This window comes from Thermosporothrix hazakensis, assembly GCF_003253565.1.
Classification (GTDB): Bacteria; Chloroflexota; Ktedonobacteria; order Ktedonobacterales; family Ktedonobacteraceae; genus Thermosporothrix; species Thermosporothrix hazakensis.
On record NZ_QKUF01000007.1, the window covers coordinates 1 to 26,653 of the forward strand.

At 52.7% G+C, this 26,653-nt stretch carries 19 protein-coding genes; 16 read left to right on the forward strand and 3 right to left on the reverse strand.

Annotated features, from left to right (window positions below; all coding sequences use genetic code 11):
- A partial coding sequence (locus tag EI42_RS11945; protein ID WP_146505360.1) for a zinc ribbon domain-containing protein occupies window positions 1-290 on the forward strand: 290 nt, incomplete at its 5' end.
- A 395-nt stretch (window positions 291-685) separates the two neighbouring features.
- On the opposite strand, the gene EI42_RS11950 is transcribed toward EI42_RS11945, so the two are convergent.
- Window positions 686-1,954: a YbfB/YjiJ family MFS transporter gene (locus tag EI42_RS11950; RefSeq protein WP_111322174.1), complete on the reverse strand. Its 1,269-nt coding sequence runs from the start codon at window positions 1,952-1,954 to the stop codon at window positions 686-688.
- Window positions 1,955-2,180: 226 nt separating this feature from the next.
- Here EI42_RS11950 and EI42_RS11955 point away from each other — a divergent pair, with 226 nt between their 5' ends.
- On the forward strand, window positions 2,181-3,089 hold the full coding sequence (locus EI42_RS11955) for a LysR family transcriptional regulator (protein ID WP_170142559.1): 909 nt from the start codon (window positions 2,181-2,183) through the stop codon (window positions 3,087-3,089).
- Here EI42_RS11955 and EI42_RS11960 read toward each other — a convergent pair.
- The gene (locus EI42_RS11960; protein WP_111322177.1) at window positions 3,077-4,726 is read right to left on the reverse strand and encodes an alkaline phosphatase D family protein; all 1,650 of its coding nucleotides are present in this window, start codon (window positions 4,724-4,726) and stop codon (window positions 3,077-3,079) included. The genes EI42_RS11955 and EI42_RS11960 overlap by 13 nt on opposite strands.
- Window positions 4,727-5,459: 733 nt before the next feature.
- Between EI42_RS11960 and EI42_RS11965 the strand changes: the two genes are divergently transcribed.
- The 10 genes from EI42_RS11965 (at window position 5,460) to EI42_RS12010 (ending at window position 20,042) form a co-directional block, all read left to right on the forward strand.
- Complete coding sequence (locus tag EI42_RS11965; protein WP_170142560.1) at window positions 5,460-8,141, forward strand: sensor histidine kinase; 2,682 nt, start codon at window positions 5,460-5,462, stop codon at window positions 8,139-8,141.
- 55 nt (window positions 8,142-8,196) lie between these two features.
- Window positions 8,197-8,928: a response regulator transcription factor gene (locus tag EI42_RS11970; protein ID WP_111322181.1), complete on the forward strand. Its 732-nt coding sequence runs from the start codon at window positions 8,197-8,199 to the stop codon at window positions 8,926-8,928.
- A gap of 209 nt (window positions 8,929-9,137) precedes the next feature.
- A complete protein-coding gene (locus EI42_RS11975) occupies window positions 9,138-9,977 on the forward strand; it encodes a response regulator (protein ID WP_170142561.1) in 840 nt (279 codons plus the stop codon).
- 75 nt (window positions 9,978-10,052) lie between these two features.
- Entirely contained in the window at window positions 10,053-11,465 is a 1,413-nt protein-coding gene (locus EI42_RS11980; RefSeq protein ID WP_111322185.1) for a DUF4388 domain-containing protein, read from the forward strand.
- A gap of 1 nt (window position 11,466) precedes the next feature.
- On the forward strand, window positions 11,467-11,901 hold the full coding sequence (locus EI42_RS11985) for a response regulator (RefSeq protein ID WP_111322187.1): 435 nt from the start codon (window positions 11,467-11,469) through the stop codon (window positions 11,899-11,901).
- A gap of 114 nt (window positions 11,902-12,015) precedes the next feature.
- Window positions 12,016-12,381 carry a response regulator transcription factor gene (locus EI42_RS11990; protein WP_111322189.1) on the forward strand — a complete coding sequence of 122 codons (366 nt, stop codon included), beginning with the start codon at window positions 12,016-12,018 and terminating at the stop codon, window positions 12,379-12,381.
- 91 nt (window positions 12,382-12,472) lie between these two features.
- Entirely contained in the window at window positions 12,473-13,063 is a 591-nt protein-coding gene (locus tag EI42_RS11995; RefSeq protein ID WP_170142562.1) for a chemotaxis protein CheW, read from the forward strand.
- 41 nt (window positions 13,064-13,104) lie between these two features.
- On the forward strand, window positions 13,105-15,147 hold the full coding sequence (locus EI42_RS12000; protein WP_111322193.1) for a methyl-accepting chemotaxis protein: 2,043 nt from the start codon (window positions 13,105-13,107) through the stop codon (window positions 15,145-15,147).
- A 225-nt stretch (window positions 15,148-15,372) separates the two neighbouring features.
- The gene (locus EI42_RS12005; RefSeq protein WP_137686228.1) at window positions 15,373-19,779 is read left to right on the forward strand and encodes a hybrid sensor histidine kinase/response regulator; all 4,407 of its coding nucleotides are present in this window, start codon (window positions 15,373-15,375) and stop codon (window positions 19,777-19,779) included.
- 50 nt (window positions 19,780-19,829) lie between these two features.
- Window positions 19,830-20,042 carry a hypothetical protein gene (locus tag EI42_RS12010; protein ID WP_111322197.1) on the forward strand — a complete coding sequence of 71 codons (213 nt, stop codon included), beginning with the start codon at window positions 19,830-19,832 and terminating at the stop codon, window positions 20,040-20,042.
- Here the strand turns inward: EI42_RS12010 and leuB are convergent.
- Complete coding sequence (leuB, locus tag EI42_RS12015) at window positions 20,039-21,166, reverse strand: 3-isopropylmalate dehydrogenase (RefSeq protein ID WP_111322199.1); 1,128 nt, start codon at window positions 21,164-21,166, stop codon at window positions 20,039-20,041. The genes EI42_RS12010 and leuB overlap by 4 nt on opposite strands.
- 313 nt (window positions 21,167-21,479) lie before the next feature.
- Here leuB and EI42_RS12020 point away from each other — a divergent pair, with 313 nt between their 5' ends.
- Genes EI42_RS12020 through EI42_RS12035 form a run of 4 tightly spaced genes read left to right on the forward strand, consistent with a single transcriptional unit; the run spans window position 21,480 to window position 26,594 of the window.
- Window positions 21,480-22,082 (forward strand): NADH-quinone oxidoreductase subunit B, encoded by a 603-nt coding sequence (locus EI42_RS12020; protein WP_111322201.1) that lies wholly within the window; start codon window positions 21,480-21,482, stop codon window positions 22,080-22,082.
- A gap of 3 nt (window positions 22,083-22,085) precedes the next feature.
- Entirely contained in the window at window positions 22,086-22,826 is a 741-nt protein-coding gene (locus EI42_RS12025) for a hypothetical protein (protein ID WP_111322203.1), read from the forward strand.
- 16 nt (window positions 22,827-22,842) lie between these two features.
- A complete protein-coding gene (locus tag EI42_RS12030) occupies window positions 22,843-24,147 on the forward strand; it encodes a complex I 51 kDa subunit family protein (RefSeq protein WP_170142563.1) in 1,305 nt (434 codons plus the stop codon).
- A gap of 35 nt (window positions 24,148-24,182) precedes the next feature.
- Window positions 24,183-26,594, forward strand: coding sequence for an FAD-dependent oxidoreductase (locus EI42_RS12035; protein WP_111322207.1), 2,412 nt, complete (start codon window positions 24,183-24,185; stop codon window positions 26,592-26,594).
- The last annotated feature ends 59 nt before the right edge of the window (window positions 26,595-26,653 follow it).

Genomic DNA, 26,653 nt, shown 5'->3' on the forward strand with positions numbered 1-26,653 from the left:
GCACGCTGCATCGTGTTCCGGTGATCGGGGTGGAACCGGCCTTTACAACCCAGGACTGTTCTCGTTGTGGGCAGCGGGTCAAGAAGAGCTTGAGTGTGCGTACGCATCTGTGTCCTGGCTGTGGGCTGCTCCTCGACCGCGATCACAATGCCGCCTTAAATATCTTGCACAAAGCGCTACAGGGTACCGTCGGGCAGACGGGAACCGACGAGGGTGTCTCGTCGAACGCTTCTGGACAGCCTGCCGCTACGCGTCGTCGCACTGCGGCGCCGCGCAAGCAGGCTGGATGAAGGAAGAATCCCCGGCCTTCAGGTCTGGGGAGTGTCAATAAAAACACACCGGAAAGCACTGGCTTGAGCCATGTGGATGAAAGGTGTATCTGCGCTTTCTGAGCAGAGAATGTGAGCATTGCTTGATGATGGAGCTTACCTGTGCTCTGTTTCTTTTCATACAGAGGTACCCCCAGGCAGATGGGCACCGGTGAGCTCCCCTCGTCAAACGCTTCTGGGATAGCGGGTCGTCGTGCTGCGGTGGTTTGCAAGAATGCTGGCTGAAAGAAGCATTCCCCGGCGAGGGTCTGGGGAGTGTCAACAAAGAGTAGCGCACAAAAAAGGGAGGGGAGAAACAACCGGCACATTGTTGTTCTCCCCTTTCCCCATGCCGTGAAGGCAGGCAAAATGAGTGGTTATCTGCGTCGATGTTCGATGACACCGTGAAGGAAAGAGCTCAGCGCGCCACAGCCGAGGATCAGAGCACCAACCACGATACCTGCTCTCAATCCGTAGGTGTCGACAATAGCACCGCCAAGCGTAGGACCGATAAGCTGACCGATACCAAAGATAGCCAGCATAAAGCTGAGGCTACCGGTGAAATGGTCGGGATCAACCGCATTGCGCTGAACGACAGTTGAAATCAATGGAGGCCCGATAAAGAGTGCTGCCCCCGCTAATGCGGCACCAATCCCGATAGCGAAGACGTGCGAAGCTGCCGAAATCAGCGTGCCCACCGTGCCGATCAGCATTGATATGCCCATCAGAAAACCGTTCGGCCAGCGTTGCAGCGATTTGATCCAGACCAGGCCTCCGAGAATGCCGAAAATGCCCATTGCTCCCCAGACAATCCCCGTCAGAATAGAAGGCAGGCCCTGCTGAACGACCAGCGAGATGAAGTAGGTCGTGAAGATGATATAGCCACAACCATAGCTGAACATCGACAGCATCAGAAAAAGCAGCTTTCGTGGAGAGAGAACTTCAAGCAGCAAGACGAGCGGCGATATATGCGCCTGTGCCGAGGATGAGGCCTCAAGCTGCCGATGTCGGTTTGCTTGTAGCGAGCGATAGAGACCGTAGGTGCAGATCAGCCCGAGCAGCCCCATGATGGCCCACATTAGTCGCCAGGAGAAACCGCTTCCAAGTTGCAGGACGGGCGGTGCGATCAGGCCTGTGATGACAATACCGAAAGTGCTTCCGATCCAGATAAAGCCGGTAGCATCGCTCTGTTTTGCCGGCGGGGTCCGCTCAAGCAGCAGTGAAAGGGTGAGCGGGTTCGCGACCGCTGAGAAGAAGCCGACCAGAAAGCGCCAGATCCCGAGCTGAAGAAAGTCGGTGCTGGAGGCAGACGCCAGAATGGTGGCATTCATCAGAAACAGGCTGATGCAGTTCATTTTGATGCGGTCACGGAACATCATGAGCAGGAAGGGAAGGCCCAGTGTTCCAAGCAGATAACCCGCGAAGTTCGCTGTCCCGATCAGGCCAAGCATGCTATAGGAGCCATGCAGCGAGTCCTGAATGGTCGGAATAAGCAGGCCATAGGAGAAGCGCGCAAAGCCAATAATACAGGAGAAAGCCAGAGCAGACCACCAGGCAAGTGGACGTAAACCTGTCTGGACTTCATTTCTTTCTATTGTTACGGCTGCATGTGCGAGAAAATCAGTTGTTCGTTCTTTTGTCAGCATAGAGAATAGGTACTCCCGCGTATTCAGCAGAGAATTGATGTCGTTTTTCAGACAGTACAAAAAAGAGATGTGTAAGAAAGATATAGGGAAGTATGCTGAAGGCAGCGGCTTTGTTGCAATCAGATCGTTGTTCTCTTCATTCTGAAGTATAATAGATAGATGTTGATATGTCTAACACTTCTTTGAGAAAAGATTGATGCCGTGGCGGCATCAAGTGGGGGATGGCATGGAGATTCGACAACTGACCTACTTTCTGGCGGCGGTAGAGACCCAGAATTTTCGCAAGGCAGCGGAATTATGTTATGTCGCTCAATCTGCGTTAAGCCGCCAGATCGCAGCGCTGGAACAGGAACTCGGGGTTGAGCTCTTTGAGCGCAAGAACAAGCGCATTTTTCTAACGCCAGCAGGGCATGAGTTTGCGGCGTATGCACGGCAGGCGCTCGAACAGCTTCAACAGGGCCAGCTTTCAATGGCGCGGCTTCAGGGAGAGTTCAGCGGCACACTGCGCATCGCATGTATCGAGCCGCTGCTTTCGACGTTGCTGTATTCGCTGGCGACTCATTTTCATCAGCAGTACCCGCATATTTATCTTGACGTACGCGTGGCCTTGACTGACGAGATCCTCACGTTGGTAGAGCAGGGGGAGATCGACGTTGGCTTTCTCTTTGATCCATTGGTGCGGCCTGAACTGCTGGTTGTGCAGGAGCTCTTTCGGGAGCCGCTGCAACTGCTTGTTCCGGCGCAGCATCCCCTGACTCGTGTTCCTGCGGAGGAGATCACCATAGAGCGTATTGTCTCTGAGCCGCTCTTGCTGTTACGCTCAACTTTTCGCCTGCGTCGGATTATTGATCGTGTGCTGCTTCAGCGTGGCATTGCGGTTCAGCCTATTATCGAGATCGATGCCGTTGAAGGGTTAAAGCAGCTTGTGCGACATGGAGTGGGTATCTCGCTGGTGACAGCGGCCTTTGTGCCAGTTGAGCAGCGTGATGACGGGCTGGCCATTTTGCCGATAGTTGATGTTGTAGAAGAGTTTCTCTTTGCCATCACCTATCGGCGCGTGGGGCCATTGCCCGCGGTTGCCCGTCGATTTGTGGAAATGGTACTTGACTCAAAACTGCGGCTTCAGGGCAATTGAATACCGGCTACTGGCTGAAGGTGTCCGTTGACCTCGCTGAGATACTCCTGCGTCAGGGTATAGCGGCCATCTGGAGCCGTCTGGAGCTGAACAAGTGCCAGCGTATCCTGATAGAGAAGGTGACGCTTTAGTTGGACCGAGGGAGCAAGGGCCTGAAGCGGGAGTATGCGTGTACGCAGGTGCCCATAGCTGGCTCTGGTCACATAGGACTGGGTTTCAATCATGAGCCGATGCTTGCGGGCAAGACTGTTATGGATTGGCGTGCAGACGAGCTGATGCAGCCGCGCTCCGCTGCTTTCCTGTGCTGTCGCTGCATAGGAAAAGTGGACATCACCCGAGAAACAGAGCGTATCCAGTTGTCTCCGAGCAAGCTGCTGACGTAGCGCGTTCCAGGTGACATGGTAGAGTGGCCAGTGATCGAAGTCGCCTTTTCTCGCCAGAAACAGGCCAAAGCGTGCAAGTTGTTTTTTAAACCAGTTGTTTGATGAGCCGCGTACGCCCGCCATATATTCAAACCAGCCGATCAGTGGTGGCAGAAGCAACGGAACCGAGGAAACTATGAGCGCGGGCGTCTGAGTCTGAGCTTGCAGCCATTGTTCCAGATCTGCCATCTGCTGTGGACCCATAATCTGAAGTGGGGCGAAACGTGCGTCGCTCTCTGGCTGGAGGACCGAGGTGCGATCAGCCCGGGTATTGGTGACGAAAATGGTGGGAGAGGTTGGAATAGTGTAGTGCCAGGGCAGCTCATAGTTTTTATAAATCGCTGCTCGCATAACATTGCGTAAAGTTTCCAGACAATCTGTGCCGCTCTGCTCAGCTTCCTGCATAATACGCAGGAGCGGGTGCTGTGGATAGAGATGAGGCAGGATATTTCCCCAACCCTGGTAAACCCAGTAGGCTACCATCCCATCGATAATTGTCTGTTCCAGACCTTGTTGCAGCGCTTCCTGCCGCCAGGTGGGCGAGGTATTCCAGTTATTGGTGATCTCGTGATCGTCGAACATCATATAGGTTGGCAGGGTTGCCAGAACCTGCCGGATACCCTCGTTCGCGGTCCAGGCATAGTGATAGAGGAACGCGAAATCGTCGAATGTATGAGCTCCCTCGCGAAATTGAGGATAGCGTTCAATAAAGGAAGCGGAAGGCCTATCTGCATAAATCTGGTCGCCAATCAGGAGCAGGAGATGTGGCCAATGCTGCTCTTTGTCGGTGGCATGGGCCTGGAGCCAATTTCCGAACAGGCTCAAAGGATCAGTATGTTGTGGATGGAACTGCCGACAGGAGCCGTACACAAAGCGGAGCTGATGGGCAGATGTCGAAGCGGGCAAGGTGCGGAGGTAGTGAAGTTGCTCGGTTGGGAGAGGGATTAAGGTTCCGTCCGCTTCTGTTGAGGTGAGCATGGTATATCTATACCAGCTTGCCGGTTCCAACCCCTGTAGCAGAACCGCAGCAAAGTAGTGATTCCCGACGCGAATGGTATGCGCATACGCGGTGACACGTTCAAGCGCCGAGGCTCCTTCTTTTTGGGCAATGACGGTAACAATACAGGGCTCTGAAAGTTCTGCCCAGAGGAGAGCGTGAGAGGAGTCAATAGCGCGTAGAATCGGGCCAATACTCAGGTGTGGCATGGTGCTCATTTAAATCCTTTCAACCGTTGGAGATGTGCCTTTATATTACGTTGTTCTGCCTTGATGGTGCAAATAGAGCAAGGCATATCTGTGCTCTAACATGTACGCTGTAGGAGGCCAAAATGTCATAGAGATTCTTCTTGAGTACCATCTGAAATGCGAAAAAGAGAAGAAAGAAGGTATAGTGATAAAGAGAATTGAAAAATTGTAACAAAAGATACCATGTAGTATGAGATAAGGAGAAAAGTGAAAGAAAAATCATCCCAGTGCTCAAATCCTTTTGTCTGTATGAAAAAAGATTCAGTGTTTTTGAGGTGGAAAGACAGGGCGAAAGGTGTGAAAGATGTGTTACACTGATGGGAGATCTTTCTCTCTCTCCCTATTGATGGCTGAGTTATTGACGACGGCATGCATCTGTATGGTATACTTTGTTGCGATGTGCGAGATGTATGTTGTAATTCGTATCGTACATGTCGCGTACATGTAACTTGCTTGTTGTGCGTGTTCTGAGATAAGAAACATCAGACAGAGAAAATTGTTCTCCTGAATGCAGAAAAAAGAACAGGAGAATGCTTTTCAGCTTTTACTGTAGAAATATGTATATCTTCAGTCCTGCTCGGTGCCAATTCTTTTTCTGCTTTTGTGCAGAGAGTGACTGATGATTTTCTGGACAGTCACAATCAAGGGAGGCTGAGTTGAGGGCGTTTAGACATATGTATCGGGTAGGACTGGCATGGAAGCAATGGAAGCAAAAACAGACGCATCGCCAGTAGATGAATCTGCTATCGTTGAGCGTGTTGCGCGAATCATGAACACCGTACGCGGTGCAAAGTCGGATTATAGCCTGTTGGTTGCAGAATTAGAGCTAACATTACCCTTTGACGTGTTCGGTGTTGTCTTGCTGCGTCATGATCGCAAGGCGATTCGGGCAGTGATTTGTCGTCGTGAAAAAGGAAAATGGGTAACAGAGCACCGCCAGCATCCTCTATCCGGCTCGATGGTTGAGCGAATGCTGAAGGCGCCTATTCTCCTGGTCAATGACTACCCGGAGGGGCTGGATGGGGCGCCCGCAGTGTGTGGGGATGCCTTGAGCTCGTACCCTCAGCTTCACTCGACCTTGATCGCACCGCTGGTAGTCGAGGATCGAGTGCTCGGTACATTAGAGCTTGGAAGCGTTGATTCCGGGGTTTACGCGGATCAGACCTTGCAGCGTCTGGTGAATGCAGTCGCTCGGGTTCTAGCGGCAGCGATTGAGAGTGCTCAGCTAGGAGGAAGTGCCGAGCTTCAGAATCGCCAGCGTGAGGCGCTAAAGGCTGTCACCAATGCCCTGACATCGAAGCTGGATATCCCGACTATTTTACATCGTATCGTCAGGGGTATTGCGCATGCCCTGAATGTGGCTTCTGCCATTGTGATTGTGGATCGGCGGCGAAACTGTTTGAGCTTTGCAGCACATGCTGGGTTTCAGGGAGATGCTGAGGAACTGGAACAGGTCTTTCAGGAAACGTTACCAGTGCGTGATGGCTGCATTATCAGTCGCACCATTCACGCGGGCAACTCGGTTGTCTCAAACGACATCGCGGTAGATGAGGAGTTTCCGGCCAGTCGTTTTTTTGCCAGTCGCCTCGGTATTCACTCGGTTTTGAGCTATCCGCTGCACACCGGGAATATGGTGTTTGGCGCTCTTCTGCTCTGTTCGCCTGAGACGGGGGGCTTTACGCCGCTGAAAGCCGATATTCTTGCGCTTTTTGCCGGGCAGGCTTCCTTTGCCATTCATAACGGTCTCTTGCTGGATTCTGCTCACCGACGCAGTCGTTTCCAGCGAGCAATAGAGAAGCTGGAGCGTGCACAGCAGCAGCGCCTGGTCGCTCAAGATGACGGGGAAGTGCTGCGAGAAGAACTCAGATTACTGGAACAGATCCACAAAGAGACAAAGCGTACGTTCGGTATTAAATTCAGTAGTCTGTTGCGGTTCGTCAGCGACCATCTATTGACGCTCAGGGAACAGACGCTTGAGGCTGCCATGTTCGCAGAACTGGCGGATCGTAGGATTGATGAAGAGGCAAAGCTGGAGAGCGTGCCCATTGAGGTGCTGCCAGAAGACCTCGAACTACAGCCACTGGCGGATGGTGAGGAACCCGAACCCAGGGACGACGTGCCGAACACAGTTGCTCTGTTGACCAGGGCGGCTGAAGCAGCACTGGTAGGGACCGGCATGGTGGGTGAACTGACCCCATTGATGATCAAGTCAAATGGCATTAATGATGCCTGGCTGGTGATCGATCTTGAGGGACGCTGTACCTACATGAACCCGGAGGCCGAGGCGCTCTGTGAGACTCGAATTGAGGGGATGTCACGTTTATATAACTCATCAACGATTCTTTCGCGTGAGCCAGAGGCAGCCTCGCTTGAAAGCGTCTTTGTAAAACTTATTCCTCGCATGCGAAATCGTGCGGAAGTTTTGCGCTACTTGCATGACTTCGGGCAGGAAGGCAACAGCCGGCAGGAGATCCGCTGTATTCTGGCGCCTGCACCGGTCTCGGAAAAGGAGCAGGTTGGAGAAGGATGTCATAGAACTCCTCTTTCCGAAATCTTTCCGGGTGATCGCTATTATCGCTTTACGCGGCACCCGCTGCCAAACCATGATGGCTTACTGGTTGCGCATGTCCTACAGGTACACGATATTACCGAAGAAGTGCGGGAAGAAAAGCATCGTTCAGCCCTGCTGACCTCGGTCTCGCACGATCTGCGCACGCCACTGACCACGATCAAGGCGGCGGTCTCCGGGCTCTTGCAGGAGGGGGTGGAATGGGATGAAGAAGACAAGCGCATGATCCTTGAGGATATCGAGACGGAGACAGACCATCTGACGGCACTGGTTAACGCGCTGGTAGAATTGTCTCGTATTGAGATGGGAGCGCTTGTACTGGCGAGAGAATGGTGTGATGTTGCTGAAGTGCTACATGGTGCGTTAAGTAAATTAGGGCGTATTCTGGGGGAGAGGAATGTAAAGGAAGAAATTGTCCCATCGGTGCCACTGATATATGTAGATCATGTACAACTTGAGCGTGTTTTCTATAATCTGATTGAGAATGCGGCGCGACATATACCCGAGGATGAGGAAATCACGGTCAGTATGGCGGTCAGGGAAAATGAATTAGAGGTACGCGTGGTTGATCTTGGAAGCGAGATCCCTGCGCATGGCTATGAACGTGAGCGTATCTTTACTTCATTTTATAGCTCTCGCTCCTATGGTAATGGGCTCAGTTTAGCTATCTGCAAAGGTATAGTAGAAGCTCATGGCGGTCATATCTGGGTTGAGCCAAACAGGGTTGATGAGGATGGCAAAGGGGGCAAGGGAGCCTGTTTTGTCTTTACTCTTCCTCTCCTTGAAAAGGGAGATACACCTGTTGAGAAAAGGTAGACAGGCAGAGAATGCTGATACCGCAACACCTTGATTATGTAAGGGGAAGGAGCTAATGAGGCCGAAGGGGAAACGTATACTCATTGTTGATGATGAATTGCCAATCCAGCGTATTCTACGGAAGTCGTTGCATGCAAGTGGCTATGAGGTACTTGCAGCCTACAATGGAGAGCAAGCATTAGAGATAGTACGCCTTCATCAGCCGGATCTCATCCTGCTGGATCTCTGTATGCCGGGTCCGGTCAGCGGGCTGGATGTGTGCGTCGCAGTGCGCAAGCAGGGGAAAACCCCGATTATCGTTGTGTCGGCGCTGATCGATGAGAAGGAGAAGGTAAGGGCGCTGGATCTGGGAGCGGATGATTATCTGACCAAGCCATTTGGCAATAACGAACTGATGGCGCGGGTGCGAGCCTGTTTACGCCGGGCCCAGACCACAGAGACCGAAGAGGAAGAAGAACCAGAACTGCTGGTCAGTGAAGACAAATATATTTATATGGATGTGGTGCGGCGTCAGGTGCGGGTGGGTGGGCAGGATGTACGCTTAACACCGACTGAGTTCGAGTTATTGCGCTACCTGATGCAGCATTCAGGGAGAGTTCTGACCCATCGACAGTTGTTGCGCTCGGTCTGGGGGCCAGAGTATGGCGATGAAGCGGACTATTTACGTGTCTATGTTCGGCAGTTGCGGCTGAAAGTAGAAGAGGAGCCGTCGCGGCCACGCTATATTATAACTGAACCTGGCGTAGGATATGTATTCCGTTCTCCTATGAAGAGAGAAAATATTTAATAGAATTTTTATGTCAAAAGGGAATATTTTCATTGCAAACTCGGAGAATGTTCTATACACTGAAGGGCAGAGAATCCCCTGAGGGGACTGCATGGACAGAAAGGTATGGATGTGCGGCACTCCCTCGCGAGCGGAGGCAGCCCGGAGCTGAAAAGAGGTGTTATCTGGGGGATGTTATAGAGGTAATCCGAATGGTGCAGAAGAAATCAATGCGCGTATGTATTACCGGCAACGAGAGTAGCTTTTATCGGATACTCGTCTCCAATATTGTGCGTTGGGGATATGAAGCAGTTATTGTTTCTCCCGAACACATCTGGAACATGGAGACAAACATACATACAGAGAGTGACATCTTGTTGTATGATTTGGATATGGTCTCTCGCTCTTCCGGTTCAAAGCAGGAAGCGGGGAAAGCTGAGCAGAAAGTGGGAGGTGTGGGAAGTGGGACCAGAATAGCGCCTGTATGGGGAAAACTGCCCTTACTTATCGCCCTGGGAAGTGGTTCAGTGTCGCGCGTTATGCTGGAAGAACTGGGGGCGATTGCGTTCTTACAGAAACCGTTCGAGATGAAACAGTTGCAACGTTATGTACAGGTATTGGGGCGGCTGATCGCGCCCACAGAGAGTGAACAGATGGGAGTGCGGAGCTGCACCGATGAGATTCGGGTGCTGGTTGTAGATGATGATGCTTTTGTTGCAAAGACAATTCGGCAGAGTCTTGAAGAGAAATTGGGCTACAATGTCGTAGTGGCTCACGAGGGTCTGGAGGCATTAGAAGTATGTCTTGACTGGCAACCACACTGTATTATTACAGATGTGATTATGCCCTGGATGAATGGATATCAGATAATGCGCTGTTTAGCTGCCGGAACAGTACAAATGATGCCTTCGTTTATCGTGATGACTGCATTGACGCAGAAAGTACGGCCTGCTGAGAGTGGATATTTGCCGACGAAAGGAGTTCTGTATGTGCAGAAGCCCTTTCGGATGGGAGAATTACTGACAATGGTTGAACAGGCATGCATGCAGAGTTCAGGTGCCAGTTCATAGAGGGGAAGAGGCAGGCAATACGCAAATTTCTGAGATGTGTAAGTTAGTCTTCACTTTTAAGGATCTAGGGATAGAATGGAACCGCAGCAAGACCGCATAATGGATGGAGACCTGCAAACATTAGGCCTTCAGTCCATTTTGAAAATGCTAGCCCTGAGCGAGAAAACCGGAAAATTATTTGTCTCCTCAGGACCAGAGACGCTCTCAATCGGGCTGCGTAAAGGCAAGATTGTTGGCTTGCATGAAGAGGGTATTCCTCAGCCCGATCTGTTGGGCATGCTCTGCCTGATGAACAGGTTGACTCCTGCGCAAGCGCAGATGGTGCGAGATGCTGCACGCGGCAATATACAGCATACCCTGGCTTTACTGGTAGAGCGAGGGTGGATGAGTCCGGCGGAAATGCAGCAACGCCTGGAATTTTTTGTCACCCAGGCGATCAGCCATGCGCTTCGTTGGGTGAATGGGCGTTTTGTCTTTTATTTGCAGATTATTCCTGCCGATACCGGAATGCAACCGCTTGACGTGGACTCAGTGCTTCTGGAGGCTCTGCGTCAGGCAGACGAATGGGCGGAGATCATGGCGGAAGGGGGAAGCATTACCGGTTTTACCCGTACCACCGTGGCCCGTTGGAAGCCGCAGGTGCGTAATGACGTGCGTAGTCTGGGACTGGGTCAGGAAAGTATTGATGTGCTATGCCTCTCTAATGGGGAGTTCCCCTTGCAGGCTGTCTCGCTCGCGCTCTTGATGCCTGAGGCCCGGGTTGCCCGCATCATGGTTCGTTTAATTGAACTCAGACTGATCGAGGTGGTGGATACCGCGTTAGAGGCTGAGCTTCAACAAGATCTTTCAAATATCATCATTAAAAGTCAGTATATGCTGGCGCGCCATCGCAACGCCTCTAACGCTGATCAACTCCTGCTGGGTTTGATCGCGACTATTGCTGAATGCATCAATGGGCTGTTGGGCCATCATGGGCATTATGCACGGGCTTTGCGCGGTCGTGGTCATGTCCCTTCCGCCGAGGTGGTCAGATATATTGAGCAGCGCTTCTATCCTCATTTGCAGAACCTGGCTCAGAAGCAATATGCTATTTTAGAGACAGCAAGCTTTGTCAATGGACAGCTTGATTGTAATGATATACTCACTCTTAATAAAGTGGTCAAAGGCGAACAGCTAGAAGAGTTTTATTGGGAAGCGGTGTTAGGACTTGCAGCGTTTTTACGCATTGTGTTCTCTGAAATGCTCCAGGATGAGGTAGGAAACTCCCATACTGGCCGCCAGATCAACGTTGCCTGGAAGGTCTTTTTATCAGAGATTGACCACGAGGTACAGCAGTATCAGATCTATCGTGCTCATCGGAAAACACAGAAGGCACGAGGACGCGATAGCCGGGCGAATACACCATCATTAAATCTGATGCAGGGATGGTCAACCTCAGAGAATGATGGAGATTACTGGTCGCCTGAGACACAAAGGAGGACAATCTAAAATGGCCGCTGAACCAACAGTACTGGTGGTAGACGATAGTCCCACCGTTCGCAAGATTGTACAGATGACATTGCAAAAAGAGAACATCCGTGTCATCACCGCAAGTGACGGGCTGAGCGCTTTGACTTCAGTAGCCGATGAGATGCCTGCTTTGATTCTGCTGGATATCCAGCTTCCACGCATGGATGGGTACAATATTTGCCAGATAATACGAAAAAGCTTGCAGTTTCGCCAAATTCCAATTATTATGCTCAGTGGGAAGGACGGTTTGTTTGACAAGATGCGTGGCCGTCTGGCTGGTTCTACGGAATATCTGACAAAACCCTTTGATTCTGCGGAATTAGTACAGACGGTGAAAAAGCATCTTGCGAACTGGCAAGAGCGCATGCCTGTGCAGCAACCAGTTCGCCAGCGTGTGCGCTACCGTCGGGGCTAGTGTGCCGTTCTTGTACACTTTATCGGTGAATGATGACCAGTAAGGTGCATTCCGTGCAATAGCCTTTATTTCCCAATTCACTGGTAAATCTTGTATAGGAAAGGTTATAATTGGATGCCTGGGCAAAAAGTACTCGTTGTGGATGATAGTTGGACAGAACTGACAATGATAGCGACTCCTCTACGAAACAGTGGCTTTGAGGTGGTCACTGCGGTAGACGGAGATGAAGCGGTGGAAAAAGTTTTTAAAGAACGTCCACAGTGCATTGTCCTGGATGTAGTGTTACCAAAACAAAATGGTTTTCAGTTGTGTCGCAAGCTTAAAAGTTATGAGGCGAGTCGGCATATTCCGATAATCCTAATCAGCAGTAAAAATACTCCCCTGGATAAAGCCTGGGGATTGCGCCAGGGTGCCGATATGTATATTACGAAGCCTTTTAACGATGAGGAGCTTGTTGCTAGCGTGCGACGGCTGGTATAACCTACCAGCCTCGCCGCTTGAAAGAAAGCGGTACTTATTTTTTATATGGCTTGAAGGTGTCTACGCGCCTTTTGCCCTTTGGAGTGTTTTTGTGTCCAGTGATGATCTGAAGATGTTGCAACGTGATAGACTCGCTGCCTTCCAGCAACTCCAGGCTCGCTTGTCCTCTCTCTCCCACTTGCAGGGAAAGCAAGATGTGGCTGAAGGCGCTGAACCGGCTGTTGTCGGTGAGCAGTATCTGGTGTTTACGCTGGCAGAGCGCGAGTATGCTGTCAAAGCGGAGCACGTGCAGGGAGTTGAGCGTCTTGGTGATCTGACTCCTGTTCCTAATGTGGTTCCCTGGGTTCGTGGTGTTATGAACTTGCGTGGAGCTATCGTGTCGGTGGTTGATCTACGTATGTTTCTTGGGCTGGAACAGGTGGCTTATACCCCTCGCACTCGCCTGTTATCATTGCAGTGTAATGAGATGGTCATTTGCTTCGTGGTAGATGCTGTCAGCGAGATGTTACCAGTTCCTGCCGCTGCAATCACTGCTGGAAATATACGTCAGGCTACTATCCCTCACTGGGCTGTCCCCTTTGCTGCTGGGTGTGCGTTGCTCTCTAATCGTATGCTGATTTTATTAGATGTGGCACGACTTCTTTTCTCCGAAAAAATGCAGCGCTATCAGGCCATTAGTTAAAACTATGTAGAAGAATAAACTTATGGGTGTCCAGCTTGACAATGAATTCAGTTCAACAGGAGGTCTGGCGGATGAATCCTGATCGCAATAAAGGTGGAATGACCATTGATGCGATTATGCAGGTGGGTTTGGTGTGTTCTGCCCTTATCCCAATCGTTGCCCTTGCCATTGTTGCGCTTCTCGCGCTTACACTCTTCCCGGCACTGCTCGCGCAGGCTACGACCTTTATTATTATCCTGGTCGTGGTGGCGGCAGTGGCGGCTGGTGGCGTCCTCATCACCAATATGATGGTGAGAACGAAAGTCCTGGGCCGAGTGCAGAGCCTCATTGAGGTCTGTCGCGACTACGCGGCTGGCGATCGCAATGTGCGCGCATCGGTTGATGGCGACGACGATTTTGCTGTACTTGCGCTTTCGCTCAATTCGCTGCTGGAAAATCAAGGGAATAATGCGAATAATACTCTCGGTGGCAGCGGTGATGCGGCTGCTCTGCAAGCGCAAATTGAAAAACTGTTGCAAGAAGTCAGTGCGGTGGGTGATGGTGACCTACGGGTGCAGGCTGAGGTGACACCTGACACCCTGGGTGTTCTTGCTGACTCCTTTAACTACATGATTGAGGAGTTGGCAAAGGTCGTGGGGCGCGTGCAGTCAACCGCTGTTCAGGTGACAAACGCCACCCGGCGTATTCTTGATCGCTCTCAGGAGCAGACCCAGGCCTCTGAAGCTCAGGTGCAACAGATCTCGCAGACGACCGAATCCGTTGAAGCTCTGGCGAACTTCATCCAGAACGTTGCGCGTAACGCTCAGATGAGTGCTGATGTGGCACAGCAAGCGTTGAAAAATGCCGCTGCCGGTCAGCAAGCCGTGGGCCAGACGCTTGAAGGTATGAAGCTGATTCGTGAGAACGTGCAGGAGACTGCGAAAAAGATTAAGCGCCTGGGTGAACGTTCAAACGAAATCGGTGAAATCGTTCGTATTATTGCTGACATCGCTGACCAGACGAACTTGCTGGCTTTGAACGCTGCGATTCAGTCTGCTATGGCTGGTGAGCACGGTCGTGGTTTTGCAGTCGTTGCCGATGAAATCCGTCTGCTGGCTGAACGCTCGACCGAGTCAACGAAGCGTATCACCAATCTGGTGAAGAGTATTCAGGGTGATACGTATGAAGCTGTTGTGGCAATGGAAGATAGCACGCAAGAGGTGGTAAAAGGATCACAGCTTGCTGACAATGTACAAAATGCATTGAACTCTATCTACGCTGATGTGGAACGACAGGCTCAGATGATCGAAAGCATTGCTCGCTCTGCAAATGAGCAGGCAAGCGTTTCTGAGGCTGTGGCTGTGGCAATGGCTCGTATCTCGGAGATTACTCGTCAGACCGACGCCAGCACGCAGGAAGCCGCTGTCAGTGTAAGCTATCTGGCCGAGCTGGCCGAACAGTTGCGCGCCTCGGTGTCTACCTTCCGCCTGCCCGAACGGGTCACCAATGATATCTCTGGCTCGTTCCCGAACATGACCTCTGTGAGTGAGCTGTCCGATGAGAACAACGGTCAGTTTGGTTCGGCGCCCTTTATCTCCAGCCCGGATGGTGGGGATTGGCAACAGGGCTTTTCGGGTAACTTCCCGCCGCTGCCTGAGCCTGAAGACAATGAGTCTCTGCTGGCGCTCGGGTCGCGTTCTGGACAGTTCGGTTTCGATAGTCAGCCCGAGTTTGGGAATCAGGCGGGTTTTGGTGGTCCTCAATCGTTCTCTGGTCTCCCGGGGATGCCAAATCAGTTCTCGCCCTCCAATTCTGGCTTCTCAAGTCAGCCTTTCGGGCAGCAGGATTTTGCCGACTTGAATGGCTTTGATGGTCAGCAGCAGGGCTTCGGGAATTTCCAGGGGTCCATGTCGGGTATCGGGAATCAGAATCAGTTCGCTTTTCCGAATCCTGGCAGCACGCCAAATGCCTTTTCAAACTCTGGCCTCTTGCCGACTGCACAACCGGGACAGGCTGGTAATCCTGCCTCACGTCAGCGGCAGCAGGGAGGACCGCAGCAGAATCCAGACCAGTTCTCTTTTAACCAGGATCAAAAACCCTTCTAAGCTTTTTATGGGATGGGTTGTTTCGGATAAAGTAGCAAGCTAGTGCCGAAACGTTCCTGACATAATGCTTGTTCTCACTCTGGTATACTGTACCCCATTTAGCAAACATGTAAATGGGGTACAGCTTGAACCTTTTTCAAGGGTAAGGTCATGGGCGTTATTGAAGGATGAAGGAAGCCGCTACTTGCTCAGAACACAAATGTTAGTTAAGTGGGTTTGCGCAACATGTCGAATACGTTTGATAAACTATCAATCCTCGATTCGTTTATCGAAGAGGTGAATAGTTATTTGCCGGAAATCGAGGCAAACCTTGAGCGTCTGGCACAGTCACCCGGCGACATGGATGCTCTTGAGGAAACGTACCGTCGTACTCATACGATTGGCGGTTCCGCTTCCATGATGGATTTCCCTGGTCTGGCTCATGTGGCTCATGGCATGGAAGACATTTTGGGCGATGCTCTGGATGGTTTAGCATCTTTAGATGAGCCTACTTTGGGTCTTTTGCGTCGCTCGTTGGGTCGTTTATACCGACTCGTTGAAGGCATCCGTAGCGGTGTGAACGAAGAGGCGATTGTTGCTGAAGATGATGAGGATTACGCGCAGTATCGAGCTATGATGGATGCGGCTGAGGGAGGCAATCCCCCTCAGGCGACACCACAGGCTCAGACGATGGATGTTCCTGCCTCTCCTGCTCCCTTTGGAACAGAAGGGATGGCTCCTTATTCGTCTCTTCCTGCTCAGAACTTTGATTTCTCTGCGTTTACTCAAACTCAGAATGCGTTCTCTCCTGCCCTGTCTTCTACCCCTTCAATGCCTTCTCTGGATGAAATGGTAGAGGCCTTCCGCACGCCTTCGCTGTCTGCCGGAGAGGATATCGCCTGGCCTGAAGATCTTGTTCCACCTGGTGAAGAGCCTGAGCCGGCGCCACAATCGAACGACTGGAATGAGTCCTCGTCGTCTCAACTGTCTTCTTCCAGTGCTCTTGAAGCTTTGATATCTTCCTCCTCCATTGGTGAGGTCCCTGAAGTTCAGAAACCTGCTTCTCAGGATGCTTTCTCTTTGCTGACTTCTTCCGGGTTTCACGAGCCGCAGACGCAGCATAATGCATCGGGACAGCAGCAGGGATATGATATTTTTTCTTCTCTGGCTGCCACTCCTCAGCCGAGCCCGCAGCCGCCACTTCCTGTACCACAGGAGCCTCAGTTACCGCAGGCATATCATACCGTGCGCAATGATATCCAGACCCTGGAGAATCAGCTTGTCACGCTCAAGGATCTGGTATCGCAGGTTCGTTCTGCGATCTCGGTGGTTGAGGATCAGCGAACTGAGTTCCGGAGTTTCCTGGATGGCTCGAAGGATGCGTTAGAACGCATGGAAGATTGGGCCGGGCGCGCGATGGGATTGAATCTACGGAACAGCCCTGAGAAAGTGCGGCGGTATCTTCCACTTTCGGTCATGTGGGTGTCCAACAGCAAGCTGAAAAAGGTGCTTGAGATACTCAAACAGATAGCGGCCCGTATTGAGGGGGCGGACTCTCAATTGCTAGAGACTATCCAGCAGGTCCAGGAGTCGCTTGCAACCTGTGAGGCTGAGATCCTTCAGATGCAGGTTCCGGCTCAACCGTCTGCCTCGCTCTCAGGGACAGGATGGAGCCCATGGGAGATGCAGGTCTCGCAGGATCAAGCGCAGTTGCGTCAACGGGTAACCTTTGAGCGTCAGGGCGATCCTGCTGCTATTCGGGCCGAGGTTGAGGCCCAGCTTCGAGAGGAGATGCGCCGGGAGATCGAAGCTGTGCAGGCGCAGGCACAATCGCAGATCGAAGAGGTTGCACGCCGCGTTCGTGAGGAGACGCTGCGCGAGGTTGAGACGAAGGAGACCGCGAAAGCTCGCGCGTTTGCCGGATCCATGGATCAGGAGGCGTTGCGTGAACTGGAGCGTCGACTGCGCAGTGAGATCGAGATTCAGGTTCGTCAGGAATTCTTGAACCAGATCTCCCATTCGGGGAGCATCTCCGATATGCCCCAATCGTTGACTAAAAATGATGCAGGGGCTATTGCGTTGAACTTTGGCGTTGGCAACACTTCAACTCAGCAGGTGCCAACTAATCTCCAGGCCCCCAAAGTACAGCCACCAGAGCCCGCAAAGCAGAATCCGATGGGGGGCGACTTTGGTGAAGAAGCTGCCGAGATTTTCCGAATGGAAGCAGAGGAGCATTTGCAGACGATTAGTGCTCGAACTGCTGCTCTGGAAAAAGACCCCGGGAATCTGGAGTTGATTCAGGCGATTCGCCGTGCAACGCATACGCTGAAAGGTGCGGCCGGTATGATGGGCTTCCGCCCGATCGCAGATCTCAGCCATATCTCGGAAGACCTCCTTGATAGCATTATGGAGCGGACCACACCCATTACGCCGCAGGTTCTGGGAATTATCCTGGATACCACTGAGGCGCTGGATATGCTGATTAATGGCCGTGGTGAGGGCGCCAGTAACCCTGAAGGGCTGGTACAGAAGATGCGCGCGCGCTATACGCAGCTTCTCGGCGAGCATAGTGTGGCTGCCATTGGTCCCGCCCCGGATATGGATATCGATGAGGAAGACGAGCATCCGAACGCGCACCCGAACGCGCCGCACGTGTCCAGCGTGGTTGAAGGGGGAGCGAAAGCTGAAGGACAGGTTGCGAGTCGGGATCTGAATGTGCGTGTCCGTCTGCAAAAGCTGGACGAACTGGTAAACCTCTTCGGTGATCTCCTGGTAAACCGTAGTGTTCTTGAAGAGCGTATCCAGCGTCTGGCTCGTCTGGTTGCGGATGCCAGCGTCAGCAGTAACCGCTTGAATGATATCGGTCAGCGCCTGGGAACTAGCTTTGAAGCGGTTATGTTGCCCAGTGGTCGTTCTGTGAAGGTCGTCTCGAATAATGGTGAGCAGAGCCTGATCTTAACGAATGAGAAGACTGAGCAGCAAGAACCAGCTCACCTGGCAGACTTCGATGAGCTGGAACTTGACCGCTATACCGAATTCCACCAACTTACCCGTGGTCTCAGTGAGAGTATCTCGGATATGGCGACGCTGAGTGCCGAAATGGAGGCGATTATCCGTGAATGTGAAAACGTGTTCGCGCGAGAGAATCGCCTGAGCACGACGTTCCAGGATCGCCTGATGAAGGTGCGTCTCGTCCCTCTCTCCACCATGACCCCGCGTTTGTACCGCGCCGCGCGTGTGGTCGCACTGAAGCAGGGAAAAGATTTTGATTTCGATCTGGAAGGCAACGAGACTGAGGTTGATCGTACGGTGTTTGAGGAGATTGTTGGCCCTCTGGAGCATTTGATGCGGAATGCGGTGAACCATGGTCTTGAAGCTCCCGACATTCGTGCCTTAAAAGGCAAGTCTCCTAAGGGGCAGATTAAGCTCTCTGCCGGTTACGAAGGTAATCAGGTTGTGATTACGATCCGTGACGATGGAAACGGTATTGACCCCGAACGGGTACGGCAGATCGCGATTGAGCGCGGCCTGATCCGCCCGGAACAGGTTTTGAGTGAGAGCGATGTGGTAAGCCTGATCTTCCAGCCTGGCTTTTCTACTGCTGAAGTATTGAGTGAAGTGAGTGGGCGCGGTGTTGGTCTGGACGTTGTTCGCGATGCCGTTTCGCGCTTGCGTGGAACGCTTGAGGTTGAGACAACGCCGGGTCAGGGAACTGCTTTCACAATGAAGTTCCCGACCAGCCTTGCCATCCAGAACGCGATGATGGTGCGCATCGGGACACAGCAGTTTGCCATCCCGACGCTGGTGGTGGAAGCGATTGGACGTCTGGATAGCTTCAAGCGTACTGTGGTCGATCAACAGCCGGCGGTCCTGATTCAGGATCAGCACTATCCACTTCGTATGCTTGCCCAGTATCTGGGGCTGCCAATTGGCCAGCTTGACGAGAAATCGCAGTTGCTGATTGTTCACGCCGGTGGACACCATGTAGCACTTGTGGTCGATGAGATCAAGGGGCGCTACGACATCGTGATGAAGAGTCTTGGCCCGCATCTGCGCAATGTGCATGGGGTGGCCGGTGCAACCGTGCTTGGTAATGGTCAGGTGGTGCTGGTCCTTGAGCTAAACGACCTGCTCTCCACCCGAGAACGTACCAAGTTGGTCGCAAATATTACGGGCAATCAGCAGGGCGCCATGCGGCAATATGTCGATACTGCAGGACGTCCAACGACGGCTGCAATGCGACCGTCACCAGCGTCTCCTGCGGCAGCCGACCGCGGTCGACATATTCTCGTTGTTGATGATAGCCCCAGTGTGCGCCGTGTTGTCAGTAATATGTTGAAGCAGAACGGCTGGGAGGTTCAAACCGCCCGCGATGGAGTCGAGGCGCTGGAAATGATCTCGTATGAGACACCAGCCGCGGTGCTACTTGATATCGAGATGCCGCGTATGGATGGATATGAGTTGATTGCAACGGTACGTGCGCAGGAGCAGTATCGCTCGCTGCCGCTGGTTGTTCTGACCTCGCGCGCAGCTGCCAAACACCAGCAGCGTGCGATGCAGTTGGGTGCAAGCGCCTATGTAATCAAGCCATATCAGGATGAAGATTTGTTGAATACCCTGTCTTCACTGGTCTATGGTACCTCTTCCCGCTAAGAGGAGCTGTACCGCGGGCCAGCGAGTGTCTCAGTGAGGAGCTGATCCTGATGGGAGTTGAACGAGCTGTTACGCGTTGGTATGTTGAACGACAGATGATTCTGGATGAAATAGCAGCGCTGGAGGCGAAGAAAGCGGCTCCCGCACAGGAGGATGGTGCTGTATCGGAACAGGCAGATTCTGCCGAGCTAGAAGAACAGTTAAAAAAGGCCCGGGAGAAGTTTCGTCTCCTGGGCCCTTGTCCTAAGCCGATGATGGGTTAGGCTTTTTCCTGTGCAATGCGCTTGACTGTTTCGATTACGCGATTACCCATCTCTTTGGTCCCAATAACCTCTTTTCCACTTTCGCGCAGGTCCGCTGTGCGATAGCCTTCATCAATGCAGCGCTCGACTGCTTTTTCAATGACTGTGGCTTCGTGTTCCAACCCCAGAGAGTGGCGCAGGAGCATCGCAGCACTGAGAATAGCAGCCAGGGGGTTTGCCTTATCCTGGCCTGCGATATCGGGGGCAGACCCGTGAATGGGCTCGTACAGCCCAAAGGTACCGTGTGCAGTGCGGCGTGTGCCCAGACTTGCTGAGGGAAGCATACCCATTGAGCCTGCCAGCATAGAGGCTTCATCTGTCAGGATATCGCCAAACAGGTTTTCGGTGACGATGACATCAAAGCTGCTCGGTTGGCGAAGCAGATGCATGGCGCAGGCATCAACCAGCAGGTGTTCAAAAGTGACATCAGGATACTCAGCGGCGACCCGTTCGGCGACCCGCCGCCAGAGCACTGACGAACTCAGAACGTTGGCTTTATCGACGGAGGTCACTTTCTTGCGGCGTCCACGGGCGATCTCAAAGGCGACCCGCACAATGCGCTCAATCTCTTCCTCGGTGTAGAGCAGGGTATCAATAGCCTCGGTTCCACGCTCGGTCTGGCGAATCTCGCTCGGTTTTCCTGGCACAGCAGGCTCAAGATGCCCGTAATACAGCCCGCCGGTCAGCTCACGTACAACGATCAGATCGGTCCCCTGCAAGACTTCGGGTTTGATTGTGGAGGCGTTGAGCAGGGCCTGGAAGGTGTGAACCGGGCGCAGGTTGGCAAAGAACTGAAAGCCTTTACGCAGTCGGAATAGCGCCTGCTCTGGTTTGACCTTTGCTCCTGGCGTTGCCCCACCAACTGCGCCAAAGAGGATAGCATCACTCTGCTCACAAAGCGCTACCGTCTCATCAGAAATAGCCGCGCCTTCTGCCTCTATCGCGGTCAGCCCGACCAGCCCACGTTGGAACGTAAAGGTGTGTCCATAGAGTTGGGCAACGGTTTCCAGCACTTTTTCAGCCTGTGCCGTAACTTCTGGACCAATGCCATCGCCGGCCAGAACGGTGATTGTGTAATTACCCAAGGTGAAACTCCTTCAAAACTGAGAGTAGTCTTTGCCGTTATCTTAACCCATTGCCCGCAGTGGCACAAGTGAGGAAATAAACCGCTTGGTAGGTGCTGGTATCCTGTGAGAAGGGGTTATTCGTGATAGGATAGAGGGGGGCTCAGCGAAGGTGAACTCGCTCGTTATCTGTGTGGCATAGCAGGCGGTAACGTGTTATAATAGGGCAGGTGGAATGTACAGAATATACATCACCCCCCAATGTTCTTATTACCCTGCATTATCTCAACCGAGCAATAGGTGCTGCTAAACCTTTGCACAGGAGTTCTTACTGATGAGCAGCAATATCACTGAAAAAGGGAATGTGCCTTCCGTCCCCGGGCGGCGCAAACCGGTGCCACTTGCTATGGCGACCGGCCCTTATGAATATATTCCTGGAGATCAGGAGTTGCCAGTCCAGTTGACCAGTCTGGCCGATATGTTACAGTGGGCACAGAACTGGGCACGCTCGAAGTCTGTCTGGCCGATGAGTTATGGACTTGCATGCTGTGCCATCGAGATGATGGCCTCGGCGCAGTCGCACTATGACCTGTCTCGCTTCGGGTCAGAGGTGTTTCGTTCCAGTCCTCGACAGGCCGACCTGATGATTGTAGCTGGCACTGTTTCTGTGAAAATGGGACCGCGTTTACGCCTGCTCTGGGAACAGATTCCTGAACCCAAGTGGGTGATTAGTATGGGACAGTGTGCGAACTCCGGTGGTGAGTTCTATGATAGCTATTACACAGTTCAGGGTGTGGATACTATTGTCCCTGTTGATGTGTATGTTCCTGGCTGTCCACCTCGTCCAGAGGCACTGATTGAAGGTATTCTCAAGCTGCGAGAGAAGATTGCCAAGCAGGGTCTCAAGGTACGTGGCGAGAAGGGAATTGAGGTGTAATCGATGCGCGGTATTCTAGAAGGTATGAATCTTACCTTCAGCCACCTGTTTCGGCCGAAGGTGACTCGTCTCTACCCCTATGAAAAACCGAAACTGCCTCCACGCAGCCGTGGACTCATTCAGTTGATTGCGCAAGAGGGCCTCAAAACAGAGTTCAATTTGAAATGCGAGGCATGTCTTCTTTGTGAAAAGGCGTGCCCACCTCGCGCTATCACGATTGAATATGAACCAATGTATAGCTGGAGACAGCGCCCCTGGTTCAAGTCTTATATCCGTGAGGGCGCAGAAAAGTTTACTCCACGCAAGATCCCGCCTGCATCTGGTATCTCGAAAGCTGGCTTCTACACTCAGCGTATCTCGGAATATGCAGTGCGTTACTACAACAAGCCAGTTGCTCCCTGCGTTGCAATGCCAGTAAAAGATCATCTGGAGCCTGAGATTGATTTGAGCAAGGTCGATGAGCTGCTTGCGAGCTGGTCATATGAGGCAAGCGCGTTGCCCGCGTTGCTTGATGCGATTATGGATCACTATGGCTACCTTCCCCTGCAAGCGGCGAAGCGTGTGGTTCAGGCTCGTGGCGTAGACTTGAGCGACGTTTTTGGCATTGCCACAATGAGTCCCAAGTTTAAACCAGCCCCCGCGGTGAAGGGTATCCGGCGTGATGACCAGCCTGAGCGCGGTCTGGCTCCCGATAAGCGCGGCGTCTGGGGAAATATTCATCATGTGAGGCAGCCAAATGCCTGATTTTCAGAAGTCATATATGGTTTTGCGGCGGCAAGATGATCCTGATGTTCGTTCTCTTGCCGCTTATCGGAAAGCCGGTGGCTACTCCGCTTTAGAGAAAGCGGTGCGCGAATTGACACCGGATCAGATTATTCAACAGGTCATTGATGCGAAATTGCGTGGCCTGGGTGGTGCCGGGCGACTTGCGGGCGAGAAGTGGCGCATTGTACGAGGCACTGAAGATAATCAGAAGTATGTTATTTGTAATGCGTATGATGCCGATAGCCGGTCATATGCAGCCCGTTCGCTCCTGGCCTTTAACCCTCATCAGGTAATTGAGGGTATCGTTCTCGCGGCGTATGCTGTTGGCGCGTCAGAGGCGTTCCTTGTCACACGCTCCCTCTACAAAGAGGGTGTTGAGGCGCTTCAGGCCGCGTTACAGGAAGCGACTGAAGCTAATCTGGTAGGCCGTGATATTCTTGGAACCGATTTTAGCTGTACTATCACTGTCATGGGCTACGATATGGGCTTTATGGGCGGTGAAGAGACAGTTCAAATCGCGGTGATTAAGGGCCGCCGTGGTATGCCGGAGCAGCGCCCTCCGTTCCCGGCTCAGTATGGTCTGTGGGATAAGCCAACCGCTATTAATAGCATTGAGACATTAGCAAATGTGCCTGTGATTGTGCGTAATGGTCCCGCTGCGTTTGCCAGCGCTGGTACCGGTGTCACCGGAGGCACCAAGATTCTCTCTATCTATGGCGTTGGTAGCACAGAACCGAAAGTCGTTGAGGTTCCATTTGGCACCACTCTGCGTGAGATTTTGAACCATGCCGGGGTGTCAGTTGGCGAGGATGAGGTTCGCGCTGTGGTCGTCGGTGGCGCTGAAGGTGGTGCTCTGCCGCTTTCGCTTCTGGATACGCCTTTCGATTTCGATCCAATTGAGCAGACCGGTGCGATCGTTGGATCTGGTGTCATTGAGTTGCTCCCCTCGAACACCTGTATGGTGGCGTGGGCAATGGAGCGCAGCCGGTACCTGAGTAAGGAGTCCTGCGGTAAATGTGTCCCTTGCCGCGTCGGGGTGAAGCGCGTGACCGGTATCCTGGAAGGTATCGTCAGCGACCTGGGCGTCAATGGTGATCTGGATGTGCTGGACGAATTCGCTTCTTATATCCCCAACTCCTCTATCTGTGGCTTTGGGGTACAGTCGATGAACTCGTTGAAGACGGCCAAGAAATACTGGCCCGAGCATTTCACTCTGCACGTTCAGGAATTACAGTGCCCGACAGGAACCTGTGTACCTGTGCGCTCTCATCGTTTCGTGACGAAACATGTTTTGCCTTAGTCAACAAGTAGCAACTCGGTAGAGGAAACTTATTCATGGCTATATCAATCCGAGATAATTTTTCGCTATCTACCAGGGAAGCACAGCCGCCAATGGTGCGCAATGAGATGGGTCATCCTAGCTTCACTGTGACCATTGATGGCCGCGTGATGCAGGCGTACGAGGGTCAGACGATCCTGAGTGTGGCGATCGATAATGGGATCACTGATATCCCGAATCTCTGTAATGACGAGAAGCTTGAACCCACCTCGGCCTGTCGCATGTGCCTGGTACATATTGACGGCTATGACCGTCCTTTGCCTTCCTGTAACACTCCGGCTGAGCCCGGCATGGTGATTACCACCAATTCAGATGAGCTCTTCCATATTCGGCGCACGAACCTGGAAATGATGCTCTCCGACCACAATGCCTACTGTCAGCCGCCGTGTCAGGTCGATTGTCCGACACACATCGATATCCCTGGTTATCTGGAACTGATCGCTAAGGGCGAGATGAAAGAGGCCGCACGTCTGGTGAAAGAAGTGCTGCCCTTCCCGTACATTCTGGGTCTGGTCTGCCCGGCACCCTGTCAGAAGGCATGCCGTCGCGCGCTGGTTGATGAAGAAATCGCGATCTGTCGCATGCATGGCCACGCGGCTGAAACCTGCTTGCTTGATCCTCCCGTGCCATACGAGAAAGACCCAGCGACAGGCAAGAAGGTCGCGGTGGTGGGCGCTGGCCCCGCTGGTGCTGCTTGTGCGTTCTATCTCTCGCTGCGCGGTCACTATGTCAAGGTCTTTGACAAGCAGCCTCAGCCTGGTGGTATGCTTCGCTATGGTATTCCTGAGTATCGTCTGCAAAAGGATATGATGGACCGCGAGCTGAACCAGCTCTGGAACCAGCTTGGCATTGATCTTCAGTGCAACATTGAGCTTGGCAAGGACTTCACCATTGATGATCTCTTTGCTCAGGGCTTTGATGCTGTCTACCTCGCCATTGGTGCCTGGACCAGTAACCCTCTGCGCGTTGAGGGTGAAGATGCAGAGGGCGTCGTTAACGCAATCTCATTCCTCGGTGAGAAGGTTGAAGGTAAGTCCGTTCCTGTCACCGAAGGCGATGAGGTCGTTGTGATCGGTGGTGGTTTTACTGCCTTTGACTGTACTCGTACCTCTCTACGCCTGGGCGCGAAAGTACATACGATGTATCGCCGCGGTCGTAGCGAAATGGGTGCGACGGAGGAAGAGGTTGAGGACGGTGAGGCCGAGGGTACACATCTTCAGCTCTATGTGAGCCAGACCCGTATTGTCACCGAAAATGGCAAGGTGAAGGGGGTCGAGTTCCTGCGTAACAAGCTTGGTGAGCCCGATGCAAGTGGTCGCCGCCGCCCGGTGCCGATTCCCGGTTCTGAGTTCATTCTAGAATGTGATGCTGTTATCCCGGCTATCGGTCAGAAGCCAGATACCTCGGTGCTTGATGAGAAGTCTGGTGTGAAGTGGACCAAGTGGAGCACCATTCAAACGAACCCGCACAACTTCATGACTGACCGTGAAGGCGTTTTCGCCGGTGGTGACTGTCAGATGGGTGCGAAGACGGTGATCGAATGTGTGGCTCAGGGTAAACTTGGCGCGCGCGCTATCCATGCCTATCTGATGGGTGAGGATATGGATGAAGTGGCTCGTCGCCTCGAACTGGAAGAGCGCAAGCCTGATCTCTTCGACATTGTGCCTTACAAGCCCGTTGAGCCTAAGGTGAAGATGCCAATGCTTCCGTACGAGGACCGTGAGCGCAACTTCCGCATTATTGAGATGGGCTATCTGCGTGAGCAGGCACAGCGTGAAGCGGCTCGCTGTTTGCAGTGCGCCTGTCCTTCTGCTGGTCAGTGTGACTTGCAGAAGTACAGTATCGAGCATGGTTTGGCTGATAACCGCTTCCATGATGGTGAGCCGAGCGACTATCACGATTACGATTTCGATCTGTCGCACAGCTTCATCCTGCGCGATCCTAACAAGTGTATTAACTGTACACAGTGTGTGCGCGTCTGTCACGATGTGATTGGCCCGGACTGCTACGGCATGTTCGGTAAGGGTTTTGACACGATCGTCTCGACGCCGTTCAATGTCAGCCTGCACGACACTGATTGTGTGTCCTGTGGTGCCTGTGTTCAGGTCTGTCCGACCGGTTCGCTGATGATGGCCGAGCGCCACCTGACGCGCTACTCCTTCGCGCTGGATCGCTGTATCTTCTGTGGCGACTGTGTTGAGGTCTGCCCGCACGGTGCGCTGGGCGAGACGCCGAACTTCGAGCTCTCGTTCTTCAACCGCTTCGGCAGTGATGTCACGCTGGAGAAGGAAGATCTGGCGAACGCGCCGAACTATCTGGTGCGTCAGCGCCTGCCGCGCGGCAAGAAGAGCCTACCCGTCATGAGCCCGCTGGTGCGGCCGCTGCCCGCTCGCAGCATCCGCGAATAAGCAGTTTTCGGTAGAGCAGGAAAGGTCGAATCCCTTTTGTTGGGTTCGGCCTTTTCTTT

Coding starts and splice junctions, on each gene's coding strand:
- EI42_RS11950 (WP_111322174.1), bottom strand. CDS start 1,954: ATGCTGACAAAAGAACGAACAACTGATTTTCTCGCACATGCAGCCGTA.
- EI42_RS11955 (WP_170142559.1), top strand. CDS start 2,181: ATGGAGATTCGACAACTGACCTACTTTCTGGCGGCGGTAGAGACCCAG.
- EI42_RS11960 (WP_111322177.1), bottom strand. CDS start 4,726: ATGAGCACCATGCCACACCTGAGTATTGGCCCGATTCTACGCGCTATT.
- EI42_RS11965 (WP_170142560.1), top strand. CDS start 5,460: ATGGAAGCAAAAACAGACGCATCGCCAGTAGATGAATCTGCTATCGTT.
- EI42_RS11970 (WP_111322181.1), top strand. CDS start 8,197: ATGAGGCCGAAGGGGAAACGTATACTCATTGTTGATGATGAATTGCCA.
- EI42_RS11975 (WP_170142561.1), top strand. CDS start 9,138: ATGCGCGTATGTATTACCGGCAACGAGAGTAGCTTTTATCGGATACTC.
- EI42_RS11980 (WP_111322185.1), top strand. CDS start 10,053: ATGGAACCGCAGCAAGACCGCATAATGGATGGAGACCTGCAAACATTA.
- EI42_RS11985 (WP_111322187.1), top strand. CDS start 11,467: ATGGCCGCTGAACCAACAGTACTGGTGGTAGACGATAGTCCCACCGTT.
- EI42_RS11990 (WP_111322189.1), top strand. CDS start 12,016: ATGCCTGGGCAAAAAGTACTCGTTGTGGATGATAGTTGGACAGAACTG.
- EI42_RS12000 (WP_111322193.1), top strand. CDS start 13,105: ATGAATTCAGTTCAACAGGAGGTCTGGCGGATGAATCCTGATCGCAAT.
- EI42_RS12005 (WP_137686228.1), top strand. CDS start 15,373: ATGTCGAATACGTTTGATAAACTATCAATCCTCGATTCGTTTATCGAA.
- EI42_RS12010 (WP_111322197.1), top strand. CDS start 19,830: ATGGGAGTTGAACGAGCTGTTACGCGTTGGTATGTTGAACGACAGATG.
- EI42_RS12020 (WP_111322201.1), top strand. CDS start 21,480: ATGAGCAGCAATATCACTGAAAAAGGGAATGTGCCTTCCGTCCCCGGG.
- EI42_RS12025 (WP_111322203.1), top strand. CDS start 22,086: ATGCGCGGTATTCTAGAAGGTATGAATCTTACCTTCAGCCACCTGTTT.
- EI42_RS12030 (WP_170142563.1), top strand. CDS start 22,843: ATGGTTTTGCGGCGGCAAGATGATCCTGATGTTCGTTCTCTTGCCGCT.
- EI42_RS12035 (WP_111322207.1), top strand. CDS start 24,183: ATGGCTATATCAATCCGAGATAATTTTTCGCTATCTACCAGGGAAGCA.